This window comes from Kribbella sp. NPDC043289 (assembly GCF_056436705.1).
In genome coordinates this window covers 507,869-524,915 of record NZ_JBWKCB010000001.1, presented here as the reverse complement: position 1 = coordinate 524,915, position 17,047 = coordinate 507,869, and the positions used below count along the sequence as shown (strand labels likewise).

Annotated in this window: 12 protein-coding genes; 5 read left to right on the top strand and 7 right to left on the bottom strand. The window is 66.8% G+C overall.

The window, feature by feature from the left end:
• The first annotated feature begins 5 nt into the window (after nucleotides 1-5).
• The 5 genes from AC0662_RS02435 to AC0662_RS02415 are packed head-to-tail and all read left to right on the top strand — an operon-like array spanning nucleotide 6 to nucleotide 8,691.
• Nucleotides 6-1,553, top strand: coding sequence for an extracellular solute-binding protein (locus AC0662_RS02435; RefSeq protein ID WP_478297999.1), 1,548 nt, complete (start codon nucleotides 6-8; stop codon nucleotides 1,551-1,553).
• Between the two features lie 3 nt (nucleotides 1,554-1,556).
• Entirely contained in the window at nucleotides 1,557-2,546 is a 990-nt protein-coding gene (locus AC0662_RS02430) for an ABC transporter permease (protein WP_452196052.1), read from the top strand.
• Between the two features lie 12 nt (nucleotides 2,547-2,558).
• Nucleotides 2,559-3,446: a carbohydrate ABC transporter permease gene (locus AC0662_RS02425; RefSeq protein ID WP_452196051.1), complete on the top strand. Its 888-nt coding sequence runs from the start codon at nucleotides 2,559-2,561 to the stop codon at nucleotides 3,444-3,446.
• Nucleotides 3,443-6,025: an exo-rhamnogalacturonan lyase family protein gene (locus tag AC0662_RS02420; RefSeq protein WP_452196050.1), complete on the top strand. Its 2,583-nt coding sequence runs from the start codon at nucleotides 3,443-3,445 to the stop codon at nucleotides 6,023-6,025. Before AC0662_RS02425 ends, AC0662_RS02420 begins: the two co-directional genes overlap by 4 nt.
• Nucleotides 6,026-6,030: 5 nt before the next feature.
• The gene (locus tag AC0662_RS02415; RefSeq protein ID WP_478297996.1) at nucleotides 6,031-8,691 is read left to right on the top strand and encodes an exo-rhamnogalacturonan lyase family protein; all 2,661 of its coding nucleotides are present in this window, start codon (nucleotides 6,031-6,033) and stop codon (nucleotides 8,689-8,691) included.
• Between the two features lie 89 nt (nucleotides 8,692-8,780).
• Here AC0662_RS02415 and AC0662_RS02410 read toward each other — a convergent pair whose 3' ends face one another.
• From AC0662_RS02410 to hrpB, 7 genes are all read right to left on the bottom strand, one after another.
• Nucleotides 8,781-9,542, bottom strand: a complete 762-nt coding sequence (locus tag AC0662_RS02410; protein ID WP_452196048.1) for a YebC/PmpR family DNA-binding transcriptional regulator — start codon at nucleotides 9,540-9,542, stop codon at nucleotides 8,781-8,783.
• Nucleotides 9,543-9,575: 33 nt separating this feature from the next.
• Nucleotides 9,576-10,169, bottom strand: coding sequence for a pyridoxal 5'-phosphate synthase glutaminase subunit PdxT (pdxT, locus tag AC0662_RS02405; protein WP_452196047.1), 594 nt, complete (start codon nucleotides 10,167-10,169; stop codon nucleotides 9,576-9,578).
• Nucleotides 10,166-10,717, bottom strand: coding sequence for a DUF6891 domain-containing protein (locus AC0662_RS02400; protein ID WP_452196046.1), 552 nt, complete (start codon nucleotides 10,715-10,717; stop codon nucleotides 10,166-10,168). The genes pdxT and AC0662_RS02400 overlap by 4 nt, the downstream gene beginning before the upstream one ends.
• A 23-nt stretch (nucleotides 10,718-10,740) precedes the next feature.
• Complete coding sequence (locus tag AC0662_RS02395) at nucleotides 10,741-11,631, bottom strand: carbohydrate ABC transporter permease (RefSeq protein ID WP_452196045.1); 891 nt, start codon at nucleotides 11,629-11,631, stop codon at nucleotides 10,741-10,743.
• Entirely contained in the window at nucleotides 11,628-12,623 is a 996-nt protein-coding gene (locus AC0662_RS02390) for a carbohydrate ABC transporter permease (protein WP_452196044.1), read from the bottom strand. Before AC0662_RS02390 ends, AC0662_RS02395 begins: the two co-directional genes overlap by 4 nt.
• A complete protein-coding gene (ngcE, locus tag AC0662_RS02385; RefSeq protein ID WP_452196043.1) occupies nucleotides 12,620-14,029 on the bottom strand; it encodes an N-acetylglucosamine/diacetylchitobiose ABC transporter substrate-binding protein in 1,410 nt (469 codons plus the stop codon). The genes AC0662_RS02390 and ngcE overlap by 4 nt, the downstream gene beginning before the upstream one ends.
• 434 nt (nucleotides 14,030-14,463) lie before the next feature.
• Nucleotides 14,464-16,983 carry an ATP-dependent helicase HrpB gene (gene hrpB, locus AC0662_RS02380; protein WP_478297992.1) on the bottom strand — a complete coding sequence of 840 codons (2,520 nt, stop codon included), beginning with the start codon at nucleotides 16,981-16,983 and terminating at the stop codon, nucleotides 14,464-14,466.
• Between the last annotated feature and the right edge of the window lie 64 nt (nucleotides 16,984-17,047).

The following is a 17,047-nucleotide window of genomic DNA, read 5'->3' as shown; positions in this document are numbered from 1 at the left end:
AACTCATGACCATCTTCTCCCGACGGCGCACCGCCGTCACCGCCGCGCTGACGACGGCGTTGCTCGCCGCATCCGCCTGTTCCGGCGGCGGCGATTCCAAGGGCAGTGAAGCAACCAACGAACTGACGGTGATGGCACCGCTGTTCGGTACCGCGCCGGCCGCGAACGGCGAGCTGCAGCAGGCGGTCGAGAAACTGATCGGCAAGAAACTCCAGATCACCTGGGTGCCGAACGCGGAGTACGGCGACAAGTCGAACGTCACCCTCGCCTCGGACAAGATCCCGGACGTGATGGTCGCGAACGAGAAGAGCCCGTCGTTCGTCAAGGCGGCCGAGGCAGGCGCATTCTGGGACCTGACCGGCAAGCTCGACAAGTACCCGAACCTGAAGCCGGCCAACGAACAGACCGCGAAGAACACCCAGACGAACGGCAAGACCTACGGCATCTACCGGGTCCGGCCGCTGCTGCGGTCCGGGATCGTGATCCGCAAGGACTGGCTGGCCAAGCTCGGGCTGAAGGAACCGCAGACCGTCGAGGACCTGTACACGATCGCGAAGGCGTTCACCGAGAAGGACCCGGACGGCAACGGCAAGAAGGACACCTACGGCCTGATCATCCCGAAGTGGCCCGGCGGGTACGCGAGCGCCAGCCCGTACGACGTGATCGAGACCTGGTTCGGCGCCCCGAACGGCTGGGGTGAACGCGACGGGAGGCTGGTCCCGGGCTTCGACACCCCGGAGTTCCTGAAGGCCAACGAGTGGCTGCGCGGCTGGGTGAAGGAAGGCCTGGTGAACCCGGACTTCGCGACCCTGGACAGTGCGAACTGGAACGACCCGTTCGTGCAGGGCAAGGGCGGCATGATCATCGACGTCAACGTGCGCGCCACCCAGTTGCTGGACCTGTTCAAGGAGAAGAACCCGAAGGACTTCGACAAGGTCACCCTGGTCGGCAACCTGAAGGGCCCGGACGGCGAGAAGCACTCGTACCCGTTCACCGGCTACAACATGGTGATCGCGATCTCCAAGCAGCACATCCGGACCGAGGAGCAACTCGACCAGGTGCTGCAGACGCTGGACAAGCTCGAGTCGAAGGAGGGCTCGATCCTGCTCACGAACGGGATCGAGGGCCGCAACTTCAAGGCCGACGGGCAGTACGCCGTACCGGTCGGCCAGGACGACCCGAAGGTGAAGGCGATCCAGAACGACGTGGACAAGGCGTTCATCCAGCTCGGGACGCGGGCGTCGGTCGGGATGGGCGCGTACGCGCTGCGGCCGAGTGACGAGGCGAGCCGGGCGATGCGGGAGAAGTTCGACGTCCTGATGAACGAGGACCTGAAGACCGCGGTGTTCAACCCGGCGCTGAGCATCATCGCGCCGACCTCGGTGGCGAAGGGTCAGACGCTCGACACGATCATCCCGGACGCCCGGATCAAGTACCTGTCCGGCGCGATCACCGAGGACCAGCTGAAGGCCCAGATCAAGCGCTGGTACGACGGTGGCGGGACCCAGATCGCCAAGGAGGTCAACGACCTCTCCGCCAAGGCCGGCGGCTGATCCATGGCCACCGACTTGGTGCCAGAGGTGGTGCAGCCGGCCGCTGAATCGCGGCCGGCGCCCGCCCCGAAGCGCACCCACCGCGCCCGGAACATCCCACGGGACCTCGTCCGCTACCGCTGGCTGTACTTGTTGCTGCTGCCCGGTCTGGCGTACTTCGTCGTGTTCAAGTACCTGCCGATGTACGGACTGACGATCGCGTTCAAGGACTATGTGCCGTTCCTCGGCTACTCGGGCAGTGAATGGGTCGGGCTGAAGCACTTCCAGGAACTGTTCAGCGGTCCGGACTTCGGGCGGCTGCTGTTCAACACGTTGCTGCTCGCCGTACTGACGATCGTGTTCGTGTTCCCGGCCCCGATCGTCGTCGCGCTGCTGCTGAACGAGCTCCGCGTCAACGTGCTCAAGCGGTCCGTACAGTCGCTGGTCTACATCCCGCACTTCCTGTCGTGGACGATCGTCGCGTCGCTGACCTACCTCCTGTTCTCGGTGGACTTCGGCGTGATCGCGAACTGGATCCACAGCATCGTCGGCGGGCAGAAGACCGACTACGTGGCGCAGGCCGGGTGGTTCCGGCCGCTGATCGTGCTGCAGCTGCTGTGGAAGCAGACCGGCTGGGGCACGATCATCTACCTGGCCGCGCTGGCCGGTGTGGACTCGCAGCTGTACGAGGCGGCCCGGGTGGACGGCGCCGGCCGGTGGCGGCAGTTCTGGCACATCACGCTGCCGGCGATCCGGCCGACGATCGTGGTGATGGCGATCCTGACGTCCGGGCACCTGATGGACTCCGGGTTCGAGCAGATCTGGCTGATGACGACGTCACTGAACCGCGACGTCGCGGACGTGTTCGACACGTTCGTCTACTACATCGGCATCACCCAGGGCTCGTTCAGCTACGCGACCGCTGTCGGATTGTTCAAGGGCGTCGTCGGCGTCGTCCTGATCTTCGGCTCCAACCTGCTGGCCAAGCGCATGGGCCAGCGCGGTCTGTTCTGAGAGGGACGATTCATGAAACAACGAGTGCGGTACTACGACTCGGTCGGCAGCCGCGTGTTCGACGTACTGAACGCCGTGCTGCTGGCCGGGCTCGGCGTGGTCACGGTGCTGCCGCTGCTCTACGTGCTCGCCGGGTCGTTCGCGACCGAGTCCGAGATCAGCTCGCGGCCGTTCTTCCTGTGGCCGCACAAGTTCGTCACCGACACGTACCACTACATCTTCTCGACCGACACGTTCGTCCGGGCGTTGCTGACCACGGTCGCGGTGACCGCCGTCGGCACCGTCATCCAGCTGCTGCTCACGCTGACCATGGCGTATCCGCTGGCGAAACGATTCCTGCCCGGGCGGACGCTGGTACTGAACCTGGTGATCTTCACGCTGGTGTTCAGCGGTGGCATGATCCCGACGTACCTCGTCGTGCGGAACCTGGGGCTGCTGGACAGCTACTGGGCGCTGATCCTGCCGCTCGCGATCAACCCGTTCTACCTGATTGTCGTGAAGAGCTTCTTCCAGGAGCTGCCCGAGGCGCTCGAGGAAGCGGCCCGGATCGACGGCTGCAACGAGCTGAACGTGTTCCTGCGGATCGTGCTGCCGTTGTCGAAACCGATCATCGCGACGTTCTCGCTGTTCTACGCGGTCGGGATCTGGAACGACTACATGTCGCCATTGCTCTACATCGACGACAACAAGAAGTGGACGCTGCAGATGATCGTCCGCCAGCTCACCGCCGCGAACGCGGACTCGGCGAACGTGCTGCAGCAACTGGAGACGGTGACGTTCCCGGAGCAGGGCCTGAAGTTCGCGGTCGTGGTGGTGGCGACGCTCCCGATCCTCTTCTTCTACCCGTTCCTGCAGAAACACTTCGCGAAGGGCGTGCTGATCGGATCGGTGAAGGAATGACGACGCTGCAATGGTTGGAGACTCCTTGTCGACAGGGCGTTTCCTGGGGCGTTCCCTGGCCGCGTGGAACAGTTGCCGAGGGCACCCGGTTCGCGTTGGCCGACGGTACGCCGGTGCAGAGCTGGACGACCGCTACATGGCCGGACGGGTCGGTCAAGTGGTCCGCTCACGCGATCGGTCCGTCCGAGCGACCGGAGTCGTCGTACGAACTGGTGCCTGGCGAACCAGCGACGCCGAGTCAGCCGGTGCAGGTCGAGCGGGCCGACGGCGAGGTGCGCGTGTCGACAGGCGCCGTCACGTGGGTACTGCGACAGCCCGGGCTGGTTGCCTCGATCACCTATGACGGTCAGGAGGTGGTGCGCGACGTACGGCTGGTGAGTCTCCGGCAGAGCGCACCGACCGACGACCTGGGCGGAACGCGAGAGCAGACGACGGCGACCGTGGACAGCATCACGGTCGAGCAGGACGGGCCGGTACGGGCTGTTGTGAAGCTCACCGGCAAGCACGGCGACTGGCTGCCGTTCTCGGTGCGGCTGTACTTCTACGCGGGTGCCACCGACGTACGGGTGGTCCACAGCTTCGTGTGGGACGGGGATCCGGACCAGGACTTCCTGGCCGGTCTCGGTCTCAGTGCGGACGTGGTGATGCGCGACGATCCGCACAACCGCCACATCCGGCTGGCGGGTCCGTCCGGGTTCCTGACCGAGGCAGTACGCGGTCTGACCGGCTTGCGTCGCGATCCGGGCGAGGGGGTACGGCGTACCCAGGTGGCCGGCCGTGACGTCACAACGATCCCCAACCCCGAGGTGGCCGACCGCCTGCACCTCATCCCGCAGTGGAACGACTACACCCTCGACCAGAGCAGCGCTGACGGCTTCACCCTGCGCAAACGCACCGGACCGGGACAGGGGTGGGTCACCATCCCAGCCGGCACCAGAGCACCCGGCTACGGGTACGTCGGCGGCGCCAGCGGCGGACTGGGTTTCGGACTCCGCGACTTCTGGAAACTGCACCCAACCCGCCTCGACATCCGCAATGCCGCCACTGACCTCGCCACCGCGACAGTGTGGATGTGGTCGCCCAGTGCGCCCGCCATGGACGTCCGCTACTGGCACGACGGCATGGACCAGGACACGTACGCCGAGCAGCTCGAAGGACTCGAGATCACCTACGAGGACTACGAGCCGGGCTTCGGCAACGCTCACGGTGTCGCACGCACCCATGAGCTCACCTTGCGCGTCCACGACGCCACACCGTCGGCTGAAGAGCTGTCCGAACACGTAGCCCTCCTCAACTCCCCCGGACTCCTCACAGCATCACCAGCCCGCCTCCTCGATGCAGGTTTGTTCGGCACGTGGAGTCTGCCGACCGCTGACCACCAGGACATCGAAGCCCGGCTCAACTTCCTCTTCGGGTACTACGTGGGTCAACGCGAGCAACGCCGCTGGTACGGGTTCTGGGACTACGGCGACGTCATGCACACCTACGACAGCGACCGGCACACCTGGCGGTACGACGTGGGTGGGTACGCCTGGGACAACTCGGAGCTCTCGCCCGACCTGTGGCTCTGGTACCAGTACCTGCGGACGGGCCGTGCGGACGTGTTCCGATTCGCCGAGTCGATGACCAGGCACACCGGCGAGGTCGACGTACATCACCTGGGACGCTGGAAGGGTCTGGGGTCGCGGCACAACGTGCAGCACTGGGGCTGTAGCTGCAAGCAGGTGCGCATCTCCAGTGCGATCTACCGGCGCTTCTACTACTACCTGACCGCTGACGAGCGGACCGGCGACCTACTCGACGAGCTGGCGGCCGTCGAGGAGACGTTCCTCGCGGTGGACCCGCAGCGCAAGGTACGGCCGGATGTCTACTCCCCCGACCCCCACGCGCTGTCGATCGAGCTGGGCGTGGACTGGGGTGCACTGGCTGCTGCCTGGCTCACGCGGTGGGAGCGGCACGGTGACGAGCGAGCACGTGCCCGGCTCCTGGGAACCATGTCCGACATCGCCGCACTGCACTACGGCTTCTTGACCGGCAACGCACGGCTCGACCTCACGACCGGACGCTTCGACACCAGCCGGCGAGGCATCGCGGTGTCCCACCTGTCCTCGCTGTTCGGTCTGCCCGAGCTCTGTTCCGAGCTCATCGACCTGGACCTCGACGTACCCGGGTTCGAGAAGGCTTGGCTGGACTACTGCCGGCTGTACCTGCTCTCCGCGGAGGAGCAGACCGCAGAGGTCGGTCAGCCCCTTCAAGGCATCTCACTGGTCCAGGCGCACAGCCGACTGGCGGCGTACGCCGCGGCTCGCACGGGGAACCCGGAGCTCGCCCGGCTGGCCTGGCGCAAGTTCTTCCTCGACGAAGGCGACCAACTCAACCGCAATGCGATGCAACGCGAGACGGAGTGGCGAACCACTCCGGTCGACGGCGGCCTGATGCCGGTCGACGAGGCGGCGTTCATCAGTACCAACGGCGCGGCGCAGTACGCGCTCGCAGCGATCCAGAACCTGTCCCTGATCCCCGAACACCGACACGACAGAGGTGGAACGGCATGGAGGTCTCCCGACGCACTGTCCTAGCAGGTATGGCCGCAGTACCTGCGGTGTCCCTGCTCGACAACATCCAGCCCGCCGCGGCGGCGGCAACCCCGGACGTGAAGCTCAGCTGGCTCGAAGGCAAGCCGACAACGGCAGCTGTCACGACCTGGGGTACGCCGTGGCCGAAGGGCGCCGTACCGGCGAACCAGTCCTTCGCACTCAAGGCGGCCGACGGTACCGACGTACCGCTGCAGAGCTGGCCGACCGCCTACTGGCCGGACGGTTCGCTGAAGTGGAGTGCACATTCGATCGCAGTGGAAGCACCGACCGAGTCCTACTCACTCGGCCCTGGTACGGCGACCGCGCCCGCGCGGCCCGTCACGGTGCAGGACGAGAAGCTGTACGTCGACGTCGACACCGGCGTCATCAAGACCCGGATCCGCAAGAGTGGCACCGACCTGATCAGCCACATCTGGCGCGGTGACGTGCTGATCGCGCACAAGGGTCAGCTGGTCAACCTCAAGCAGGACAAGATCGCCGACGACGAAGACGGCGGCGCGGTCCGCGAGCAGTACACCAGCGACATCACGAACGTCACCGTGGAGCAGTCCGGTCCGGTGCGTGCCGTCGTCCGGATCCAAGGGCGGCACAAGTCGCGCAAGGGCCTGACCTGGTTGCCGTTCTCGGTCCGGCTGTACTTCACGGCCGGCGCGGAGAACGTGCGGATGGTGCACACGTTCGTCTACGACCGCGACGGTCAGAAGGACTACATCGCGGGACTCGGCGTGCGGTTCTCGGTGCCTATGCGCGATGCGGCGTACGACCGGCACGTCCGGTTCGTCGGCGAAGGGCACGGCATGGTGTCCGAGACGGTGAAGGGGATCACCGGTCTGCGACGTGACCCCGGTGCCGCCGTCCGCGCGGCCCAGATCGCGGGGACGAAGCTGGCCGATCCGTCGACGTGGGACCAGCGGGTGACGTCGCGGCTGCAGTGGATCCCGGAGTGGAGCGACTACTCACTGAGCCAGTTGAACGCGGACGGGTTCACCGTCAAGAAGCGAACCGGCACAGGTCGCGGGTGGATCTCGGTGGACCAGGGCAAGCGGGCGTCCGGCCTCGGGTACGTCGGTGGTGTCAGCGGTGGATTCGCCTTCGGACTCAGGGATTTCTGGCAACGGCACCCGACCCAGCTCGACATCCGGAACGCGGCGAGCGACGACGCCGAGGTCACCGTCTGGCTGTGGTCTCCGGCCGCCGGCGCAATGGACACGCGCTTCTACCACGACGGCCTGGGCGAGGACACGTACGCGAAGCAGCTCGACGCGCTCGAGATCACCTACGAGGACCACGAGCCCGGATTCGGTACGCCGTACGGCATCGCCCGTACTGCGGAGCTCACGTTCTGGGCGCTGGCGGCTACGCCCACCGCAGCACGGCTGGGCGACATGGCGGACCAGGTGCGCACTCCACCGCAGCTGATCAACCCTGTGGACCATCTGGTGAGCACTCGGGTGTTCGGTGGGCTGTTCACGCCGGTGGACCGATCGGTGCCGGCCAAGAAGTCCATCGAGGACCATCTGGACTTCTTGTTCGACTACTACCGCGGTCAGGTCGAGTCACGGCACTGGTACGGGTTCTGGGACTACGGCGACATCATGCACACGTTCGACGAGGACCGGCAGGTATGGCGGTACGACGTCGGCGGGTACGCGTGGGACAACTCGGAGCTCTCCCCCGACCTGTGGCTCTGGTACGCGTTCCTGCGCTCCGGACGTGCCGACATCTTCCGGTTCGCCGAGGCGATGACGCGACACACTGGTGAGGTCGACGTCTATCACCTGGGCCAGTGGGCCGGCCTGGGTACACGGCACGGCGTACAGCACTGGGCGGACAGCGCGAAACAGCAGCGGATCAGTACGGCGGCGTACCGGCGGTTCTACTACTTCCTGACGGCTGACGAGCGTACTGGCGACCTGCTGTCCGAGCTGGTCGACTCGGACAAGACGTTCCTGGTGCTGGACCCGATCCGGAAGATCAGGACCGCGCCGTACACACCTGACCCGCATGCGCTGTCCATCGGCCTCGGTACCGACTGGAGTGGTCTGGCGGCGGCGTGGCTGACCGAGTGGGAACGCCAGGGGCCCAAGGCGGATGTGGCGAAGGCCAAGCTGCTCGGGACGATGGAGACGATCGGGGCGATGCCGAACGGCTTCGTGACCGGCAGTGGGCTCTACGACCTCGACACCGGTCGTTTCGCGCCGGTGACGGCTAAGACGGTGAGTGTGTCGCACCTGAGTGCCATGTTCGGCGAGGTGGAGATGTGCGCCGAGCTGATCGATCTGGTGGACATGCCGGCGTTCGAGTCCGCGTGGCTGCAGTACTGCCGCTTGTTCAACGGCACCCGTGCGGAGCAGACCGCCGAGTGCGGCGCGTACTTCGGCAACCTCATCCTGCGCCAGGGTCACGCCCGACTGACGGCGTACGCCGCTGTCCGCCTGAACCGCGACGACCTGGCAGCGCGTGCCTGGAAGGAGTTCTACACCGGCGACGGCTACGGCCCGAACCTCCCGTGGAGCGCCGACGACGTCACGACCACCCTCAACCCGACCAAGTCCGCGAAATGGGTCTCCACCAACACCACGGCCCTCTACGGCCTGGCCGCGATCCAAACCCTCGCCCTGGTCGGCAACCAGATCGTCAACCCATGAGGCGGCCGGCAGCCAGGGCGGTACTGGCTCTCGGCGTACAACCGCTGACGGCTTCGGCAGTCGGCGGGGTCTCCGGGAAGTGACTCGGGTCAGCCGACCTCGGCCATGATCTCGTCACTCACGTCGAAGTTGGCGTAGACGTTCTGGACGTCGTCGCTGTCCTCGAGGGCGTCGATCAGGCGGAAGATCTTGCCGGCGCCGTCGGCGTCCAGTTCCACCGTCATCGACGGGACGAACTGGACGTCGGCGGAGTCGTAGTCGATGCCGGCGTCCTGCAGCGCCGTCCGGGCCGCGACCATGTCGGTGGCCTCGGTGACGATCTCCCAGGACTCACCCAGGTCGTTCACCTCGTCGGCGCCGGCCTCGAGCACGGCCTCCATCACGTCGTCCTCGGACAGCGACTTCCCGTCCTGGTCCTTCGCGACGACGATGACGCCCTTGCGGTTGAACATGTACGCGACCGAGTTCGGGTCGGCGAGCGAACCGCCGTTGCGCGACATCGCGGTCCGGACGTCGGCGGCGGCCCGGTTCCGGTTGTCGGTCAGACACTCGACCAGCATCGCCACGCCGTTCGGGCCGTAGCCCTCGTACATGATCGTCTGGTACTCCGCACCGCCGGCCTCGGCCCCGGAACCACGCTTGACCGCGCGGTCGATGTTGTCGTTCGGGACCGACGACTTCTTCGCCTTCTGGATGGCGTCGTACAGGGTCGGGTTCCCGCCAGGGTCGCCACCGCCCATCCGGGCGGCCACCTCGATGTTCTTGATCAACTTCGCGAAGAGCTTGCCGCGCTTCGCGTCGATGACGGCTTTCTTGTGCTTCGTGGTGGCCCACTTGGAGTGGCCTGACATGGCGAACCCAACCCTTCTACCTACAACAACGACTCAGCGGCTCCGGACCAGATCGGCGAAGTACCCGTGCAGCCTGGCGTCCCCGGTCATCTCCGGATGGAACGACGTGGCCAGCAGCCGATCGTGGCGGACCGCGACGATCCTACCCGTGGCGGGGCCCGAGCTCACTGTCGACAGTACCTCGACGTCCCGACCGACCCGCTCCACCCACGGTGCCCGGATGAACACCGCGTGGTACGGCGTGTCGAATGCCGCGAACTCCAGGTCGGCCTCGAACGAGTCGACCTGCCGCCCGAACGCGTTCCGGCGGACCGTGACGTCCAGCCCGCCGAGCGTCTCCTGGCCCGTGATCCCGCCGGTGATCTCGTCCGCGAGCATGATCATCCCGGCGCAGGTACCGAACACCGGCATCCCGTCGGCGATCCGCTTCTGCAACGGCTCGAACAGCTCGAACGAGCGGGCCAGCTTGTCCATCGTGGATGACTCGCCGCCCGGCAGCACCATCGCGTCGACCTGCGCCAGCTCGGACGGACGGCGTACCGGCCGAGCCTCGACGCCGACCTCGGTCAGCATCGCGAGGTGCTCGCGCACGTTCCCCTGCAGCGCGAACACGCCGATGACCGTCACAGTGTCACTCTCCGTTGCCAGTCGAGCGTGACCTCGATGCGGCCCTCGTCGAACACGGCGGGCAGGTCGTGGCGGTTCAGGAGCTCCAGCACGTCCTCCAGCAGCGGGTCGCCGGGCGCCACGTTCGCGGTGTCGGGATGCCAGACCTTGAGCTCCAGCATCCCGAAGTCGACCGCGTGCCAGACGTCGGTGTCGGTGAAGAACACCACCCCTTGAGGACTCGCCGCGGCCTCGAGCCGCTGCCGCGCGTCGTGGTGGTCCGACGTGTACCGGACCACCACCAGCCCTCGGGACTCCAGCTCCGCGAGTACGGCGTCCAGTCGGTCCGGATCCGTGGTCACGGGCCAGTCGGCCGCCTCGGCGTCGAGGTCCATCACGGCCTCGCCGATCAGCAGCGGGACCAGGGACGCCGCGTCCATCGACGGGGCGTCCTCCTGGACCGCTTCGGTCAGCGCGGCGGTGATCGCCGCGTGGTCGGCGTACCCGGACCGCACCAGGACGCGGGCCAGGCCACGCAGTTCCCGGGCGGTCCGCTCGTCCACATGCATACCGACCAGCGTAGTCGAGCCGGCTACTTCACTCCTCCGGCGGTCGCGGAGACCTGCAGCTGACGCTGGAAGATGATGTAGACGACCAGCACCGGCGCGACGGTGATCACCACGGCCGCGAACAACGCGCCGAAGTCCACCGCGTAACCGGCCTGCGACGCGAACGACGCCATGCCCTGGGAGAGCACGTAGTTCTTCGAGTCAGTATTCAGGGCGACGGGGAGCAAGAACTGGTTCCACAGGCCCAGGAAGTTGAAGATGGCGACCGACGCCATCCCGGGGCGCGCCATCGGCAGCATCACCTGGAAGAACGTGCGCCACTCACCGGCGCCGTCGATCTGCGCCGCCTCGTACACCTCTCCCGGCAGGGCCTTGAAGAACGAGTGCAGGAAGAAGACCGTGAACGGCAGCGCGAACGCGACGTACGTGATGATCAGCCCTGGCAGGGTGTTCAGCAGCGAGAGGTTCTTCAGCACGAAGAACAGTGGCACGATCGCCAGGAAGACCGGGAACGTCAGCCCCGCCAGCATCGAGTAGTAGATCAGCCGGTTGCCGGGGAACGAGAACCTGGCCAGCACGTACGCGCACATCGCGCCGAGGACCATCACCAGCACCAGCGCGCAGCCGACGACGACCACCGTGTTCAGGAAGTAGCGACCGATCCCGGCCGTCGTCCAGGCGTTGGCGTAGTTGCTGAAGTGCAGCTTGCTCGGCAGCGCCAGGGGGTTGCCCAGCACCTCCTGCGTCGACTTGAACGAGGACAGCAGCGTCCACAGCAGGGGCAGGATCACCAGCAGCGACCACAGGATCAGCGCGATGTGGGCGGTCGCCGCGACGCCCTTGCCCTCCCGCTTTCCCTGGCCGTGCGCACGGGACGCCGGGGCCAGTTCGGTCCGGTCGGCGGTGGTTGTCATCGGCGTACCTTTCGCTCACGTCCGCCGGTCAGATAGTTGACCAGGAAGACCACGAACGCGAACAGCATCGTCACGGCGGCCAGGATCACGCCCATCGCGGTCGAGTAGCCGAACTGACCCTTGGTGAACGCTGTGGTGAACAGTTGCTGGGGCATGACGAGGGTCGAGTTCTGCGGACCACCGCCAGGGTTCAGCGCCTGCATGTAGACGAACGCGTCGAGCGCGGCGATGCCGAGATAGATGTACGCCGTCTGCACGTTGTCCCGGATCAGCGGCAGGGTGATCCCCACCGCGGTCCGGAACCGGCCGGCACCGTCGATCCGCGCGGCCTCGAACACCTCGGGGTCGATGCCCCGGATGGCCGCGATGAACAGCACCATGTAGAAGCCGACGAAGCCCCAGATCATCACGAACATCGAGGCCGGCATCGCCGTCCGGGCGTCACCGAGCCAGGCGTAGTTCTCGAACTGGTGCAGCCCGATCTTCGACAGTACGGCGTCCAGGATGCCCGAGGCCGGGGTGAACACCTGGGCCCAGATCAGGCCGATCACGATCGCGGGGATCACGTACGGGAAGAACGAGACGATCCGGTAGTAGCCGGAGTTCTTCAACCCGCGGACGGTCCCGGTCCCCGAGCCGCCGATCGTCACCAGCGTGGCCAGCGTCAGCGCCAGCACGATGGTCACCAACGGCACCACGATGGCGAGCTCGATGTTGTTGCGGACGGCCTTCAGGAAGATGTCGTCGTGGAACAGCTTGACGTAGTTGTCGAAGCCGATGAAGTGCATCCCGGAGGAGAATCCCGACCAGTCCGTCAGCGAGTAGTACAGCGCCTGCACGAACGGGGAGACCACGAAGATCACGAAGATCGCCAGCGGCAGGCCGAGGAACACGACCATGAAGCTGACCCGGTCGAAGGTCAGCGGCCGGCGCCGCCGGGTGCCGGACCGCTTGGGTCCGGCACCCGGGGCGACATCTTGCGACACGGTCACTTCGTGACCGGGATCTTCTTGACGGAGCTGTCGTTGCGCACCTTGTCGGTGATCTGCTGCAGGCCCTTCGTCAGGCCGGCCGCGTCGAGCTGGCCGGACAGGAACGAGTTCCAGACCACCAGCTGGTCGGGGTTCGTGCCGTACAGGTTGACGAACTGGTAGTCGAAGACGTTGGTGCCGGCGGCGTCCAGCATCTGCGTCTGCGACTGCAGGGCGGTCGAACCGAACCCGTCCGCGGGCACCAGGCCCTTGACGATGGTCGGCGCGAGCCGGGTCTTGGCGAAGTTGGTCGCCGCGTCCTTGGACAGCATGGCCCGCAGGACTTCCTTGCCACCGGCCACGTTCTTGCCCTTGGACGGGACGATGAACGGCTCACCGGCCGCGCTGCGCAGCGTCTCGTACGGCAGCTTCGAGTTGGCGGTCAGCGTCGGCTCCGGGATGCCCTTCATCTCGAAGCCGGTCTTGGTGGCCTTCTTCATCTCGTTCTCGATCCAGGAACCCGACGGGTACAGGATCGCGAGCTGGTCGTTGCTCCACTTGGCCTGCGCGGCGGTGAACTGGGTGCCGGCGCCACCGGGGACGAAGTACCCGTTCTTGACCATCGTCTCCATGGCCTTGAAGACGCCCTGGATCTGCGGCTTCGACCAGCAGTCGCCCTCGAGGTTGCCGAGTGACAGGCGGACGTCGTCGCCACCTTCCTTGATCGCCGAGTCGACGGCCAGGGTCTGGTAGTACGTCGCGGCTTCCTTGCCCCAGACGAACAGGTACTTGTTCTTCGCCTTGGCCTTGGCGCCCAGGTCGAGCAGCTCGTCGTACGTCTTCGGCGGGGTCCAGCCGTTGGCCTTGAACAGGCTGTCGGAGTACCAGAGGCCGTAGAGCGTCAGCACGTAGTTGATCGCGACGAACTTGTCGCCGAAGGTGCCCGGCTCCTTGACGCCCGCGTACAGCGTGTCGGAGATCTTCTTGCCCTCGTAGTTGTTCGCCTCGAAGACGTCGTCGAGGGTCTCCAGCTGGTCCAGGATCGTGTTGAAGCCGATCTGGTTCGCGCCGGAGTTGTCGATCAGGTCCGGCGGGTTGCCGCCGACGAAGCGCGGCTGCAGCTGCTGGGCGATCTGCGTGGACGGCGAAACCTTGACCGTCGAGCCCGACTGCTTCTGCTGCACGATGTTGGCCGCGAAGGTCACATAGTCGTAGCCGTACCCACCGTTGAAGATCACGGCGTCGACGGTGGACTTGTCCGCCATACCGAACGGGTTGTCCGAGCTCTTCGTCCCGCTCTGCTGGTTGTTGTCGTTGCTGCCACTGGCCGCGCAGCTGGCGAGTGCACCGCTGAGGGGAAGCACCGCGGCCGCCGCCAGGCTCCCCCGCAGGAGACTCCGACGTCCGATCTTGCTGGTCTCGCTCATCTGGTCTTGCCTCTTCTCACTAGATTCCCGACGGTGCTGATGACACCTACCCCTTGTGGTGAGCGTCCCCCGGTCCACAGCCGGCCGGCCCTCGTCGCGGCTGATTGCTCACCTTCCAGCGCACGATATTGCACGATATTGGCAGTAAAGCGCACTTCGGCGCACTACTGCGCCCGAGATCATTACGCATTGTCTTTGCCAAAGTCGTGCGGCGTCAAGCCTCGGGACGGCGAGTCCCGGACCCGACGATCATCGGCGAACCAACCCCAACGACGTCTGCGCAGCACGCCCCCACGCTCGCCTTCCTACCTCAGCACCGCGACAGACGCGCCGAATCCGATCCCAATTCGTGACCTCGGAGTGACCATTCCCCAGCGCCGGAAATCGCCCGGAACTTGTCCTGACAATCCTCATTGCACAGCAGATCAATCGATTCACCGGCGCGGTTTGACTCGCTTGGTCGGGACGGCGGTGAGTGGATCTTCCGGCCACGGATGACGGGGGTAGCGGGCTCGCAGATCGGCGCGGACCTGGGGATAGCCCTGCTTCCAGAACGAGGCGAGATCGCTCGTGATCGCGACCGGTCGCCGCGCGGGCGACAGTAGGTGCAGAACAACCGGAACTCGGCCGTCCGCGACGGCTGGAGTGGCAGTCCAGCCGAAGACTTCCTGCAGTTTCACCGCGAGCACCGGCGGCTCGGCGCCGTCGTACGCGAGACGCACCTCGGAGCCCGAGGGGACCTGGAGCCGTTCGGGTGCGAGTTCGCCGAGCCGCGATGCCGCGGGCCATGGCAGGAGTCGCCGGAGCGCCGACGCCACGTCGATGCGGGCGAGATCGCCTGCGCGGCGCACCGAGGCGAGCTCGGTACCCAGCCATTCGTCGAGACTTTCCAGCAATGCCGCGTCATCGACCGCCGGCCACGGGTCTCCGAGGTGCGCGTGGCAGAACGCGAGTCGTTCCCGTAAGGCGAGTGCGGCCTCCGACCAACGCAGTACGGAAAGACCGCTGCGCCGGATGCCGTCTCGCACAGCCGCTTGGACGAGCAGCCGATCGGGCTTCGCCAGCGGTACGTCGTTGAGCACGATCGCACCGAATGTCTCGACGCGCCGCGTCACGATTCGACCGTCGTCCCAGCGGATCTGGTCGCTGGTCGAGACGAGGTCGCCCGCGATGTCGCGCGCCGTCTGCTCATCGATCGGCGCCGCAGAACGGATCCGGGCGTCGGCGCGACCAGGCGCCCGGTCCGCAACAGCGATCGCCAGCCAGGGCGTGGTCCGCAGCGGCGACTCGGGATCCAGCGCAGCGCCCGTACCCCCGGACATCTGGTACGTCGCTGAGTCGGCCGCCCGAATCCTCGCGATCCGGTCCGGATACGCCAGCCCCACGACAACCCCGACAGCAAGATCATCGGGAACTGCGCGCGTTCCTCGGTCTCCACCCGGCTGATCGCCGAGCGTCAGCCCTCGGCCGAGGCGCTTCGTTTCTTCTCGCCAGCGGGCCGTGGTTCCGCGGTCCTCGCCGCGGCGCAGCGCTCGCCAACGGGCCGGCAGATCATCGCCGAACGCGCGGCCGGAGTCGTCCGAGAGCATCGCCACGACCTCGCGGGCCCGCTCGGCGCCGACCCGCGGCGTACCGTCCAGCAACGCGCGAGCCAACCGGGGATGCACCCCGATCGCCGCCATTCGCCGTCCCCGCTCGGTGATCCGGCCGTTGTCGTCAACGGCATCGAGACGGCGCAGCAGTTCCGTTGCCGCGGTCATCGCCACGACCGGCGGCGCCTCGAGCAAGACCAGACCGTCACCACCTGGCGCGCCCCACGCCGCGAGGTCGAGGGCGAAGCCTGCCAGATCGGCGATCGCGATCTCCGGCGCCGGGTGGTCGTCGAGATGCGCGTGGTCGGTGGCGGACCAGCACCGATAGACCCGGCCCGGCGCCTCCCGCCCAGCGCGGCCCGCTCGCTGGTCGGCCGACGATCTCGACACCCTGCAGGTGACCAGCGCACCAAGCCCACGGGACTGATCGGTCCGCGGCTCCCGGGCCAGACCCGAGTCGACCACGACACGAACCCCGGGCACCGTCAGCGAACTCTCCGCAACCGACGTCGTGACCACGATCCGGCGAGTGGCGGACGGCGCCAGCGCGCGGTCCTGCTCGGCCCGTGACTGGCGACCGTACAAGGGCAGGACGTTCTGACCGGCCAACCGGCGGGTCACCCCGTTGATCTCGGCCTCCCCCGGGACGAACACGAGGATGTCGCCGTCGTTCTCGGTCAATGCACGCTGAACGACAGCTGCGACGTGATCCAGCAGGCGCGGGTCGACTCGTCCGCCCGGTAGCAGCGGCACGGGAACCGGTGGTGGGGCCCACTCGACGGCCACGTCGAATAGCGCCGCCGACGCCGTGATCACCGGCGCCGGAGCCTCGGTGCCCAACGCGCGACTCATCCTGACCGTGTCCGCGGTCGCCGACGTCGCGACGATCGCCAGGTCCTCCCGAAGATTCGCCCGGACGTCGACGCAGAGCGCGAGCAACAGATCGGCATCGAGGTGCCGCTCGTGGCACTCGTCGATCACGATCGCCGACACCCCCGGGAGCTCCGGGTCCTGCTGCAGACGCCGTACGAGGAGGCCTGTCGTCACTACCTCGACTCGGAGTCCTCGACCGCCGCTGCGTTCACCGCGCATCGCATAGCCGATCCGCTGCCCGAGCGGTTCGCCGACCAGCGTCGCCAACCGGGCCGCGGCCGCACGCGTCGCCATCCTGCGCGGCTCGGCGACGATGATCGTGCCGCCGAGCGCGTCGCCCAATGCCAGCGGCAACAGCGAGGTCTTCCCGGAACCAGGTGGGGCGACCACTACCGCCGTACCGCGTGAACGCACCGCGTCGACCGTGGCAGGCAAGACCTCGCGGACAGGCAGGTCCGCCCCCGGTACCGACGATTCAGGCAGCAGCACGCCCCGACGCTAACCGACCCGGACCACCGAAGGGGTGGCCCGGGTCAGCGCGTCCGTTGTTCGC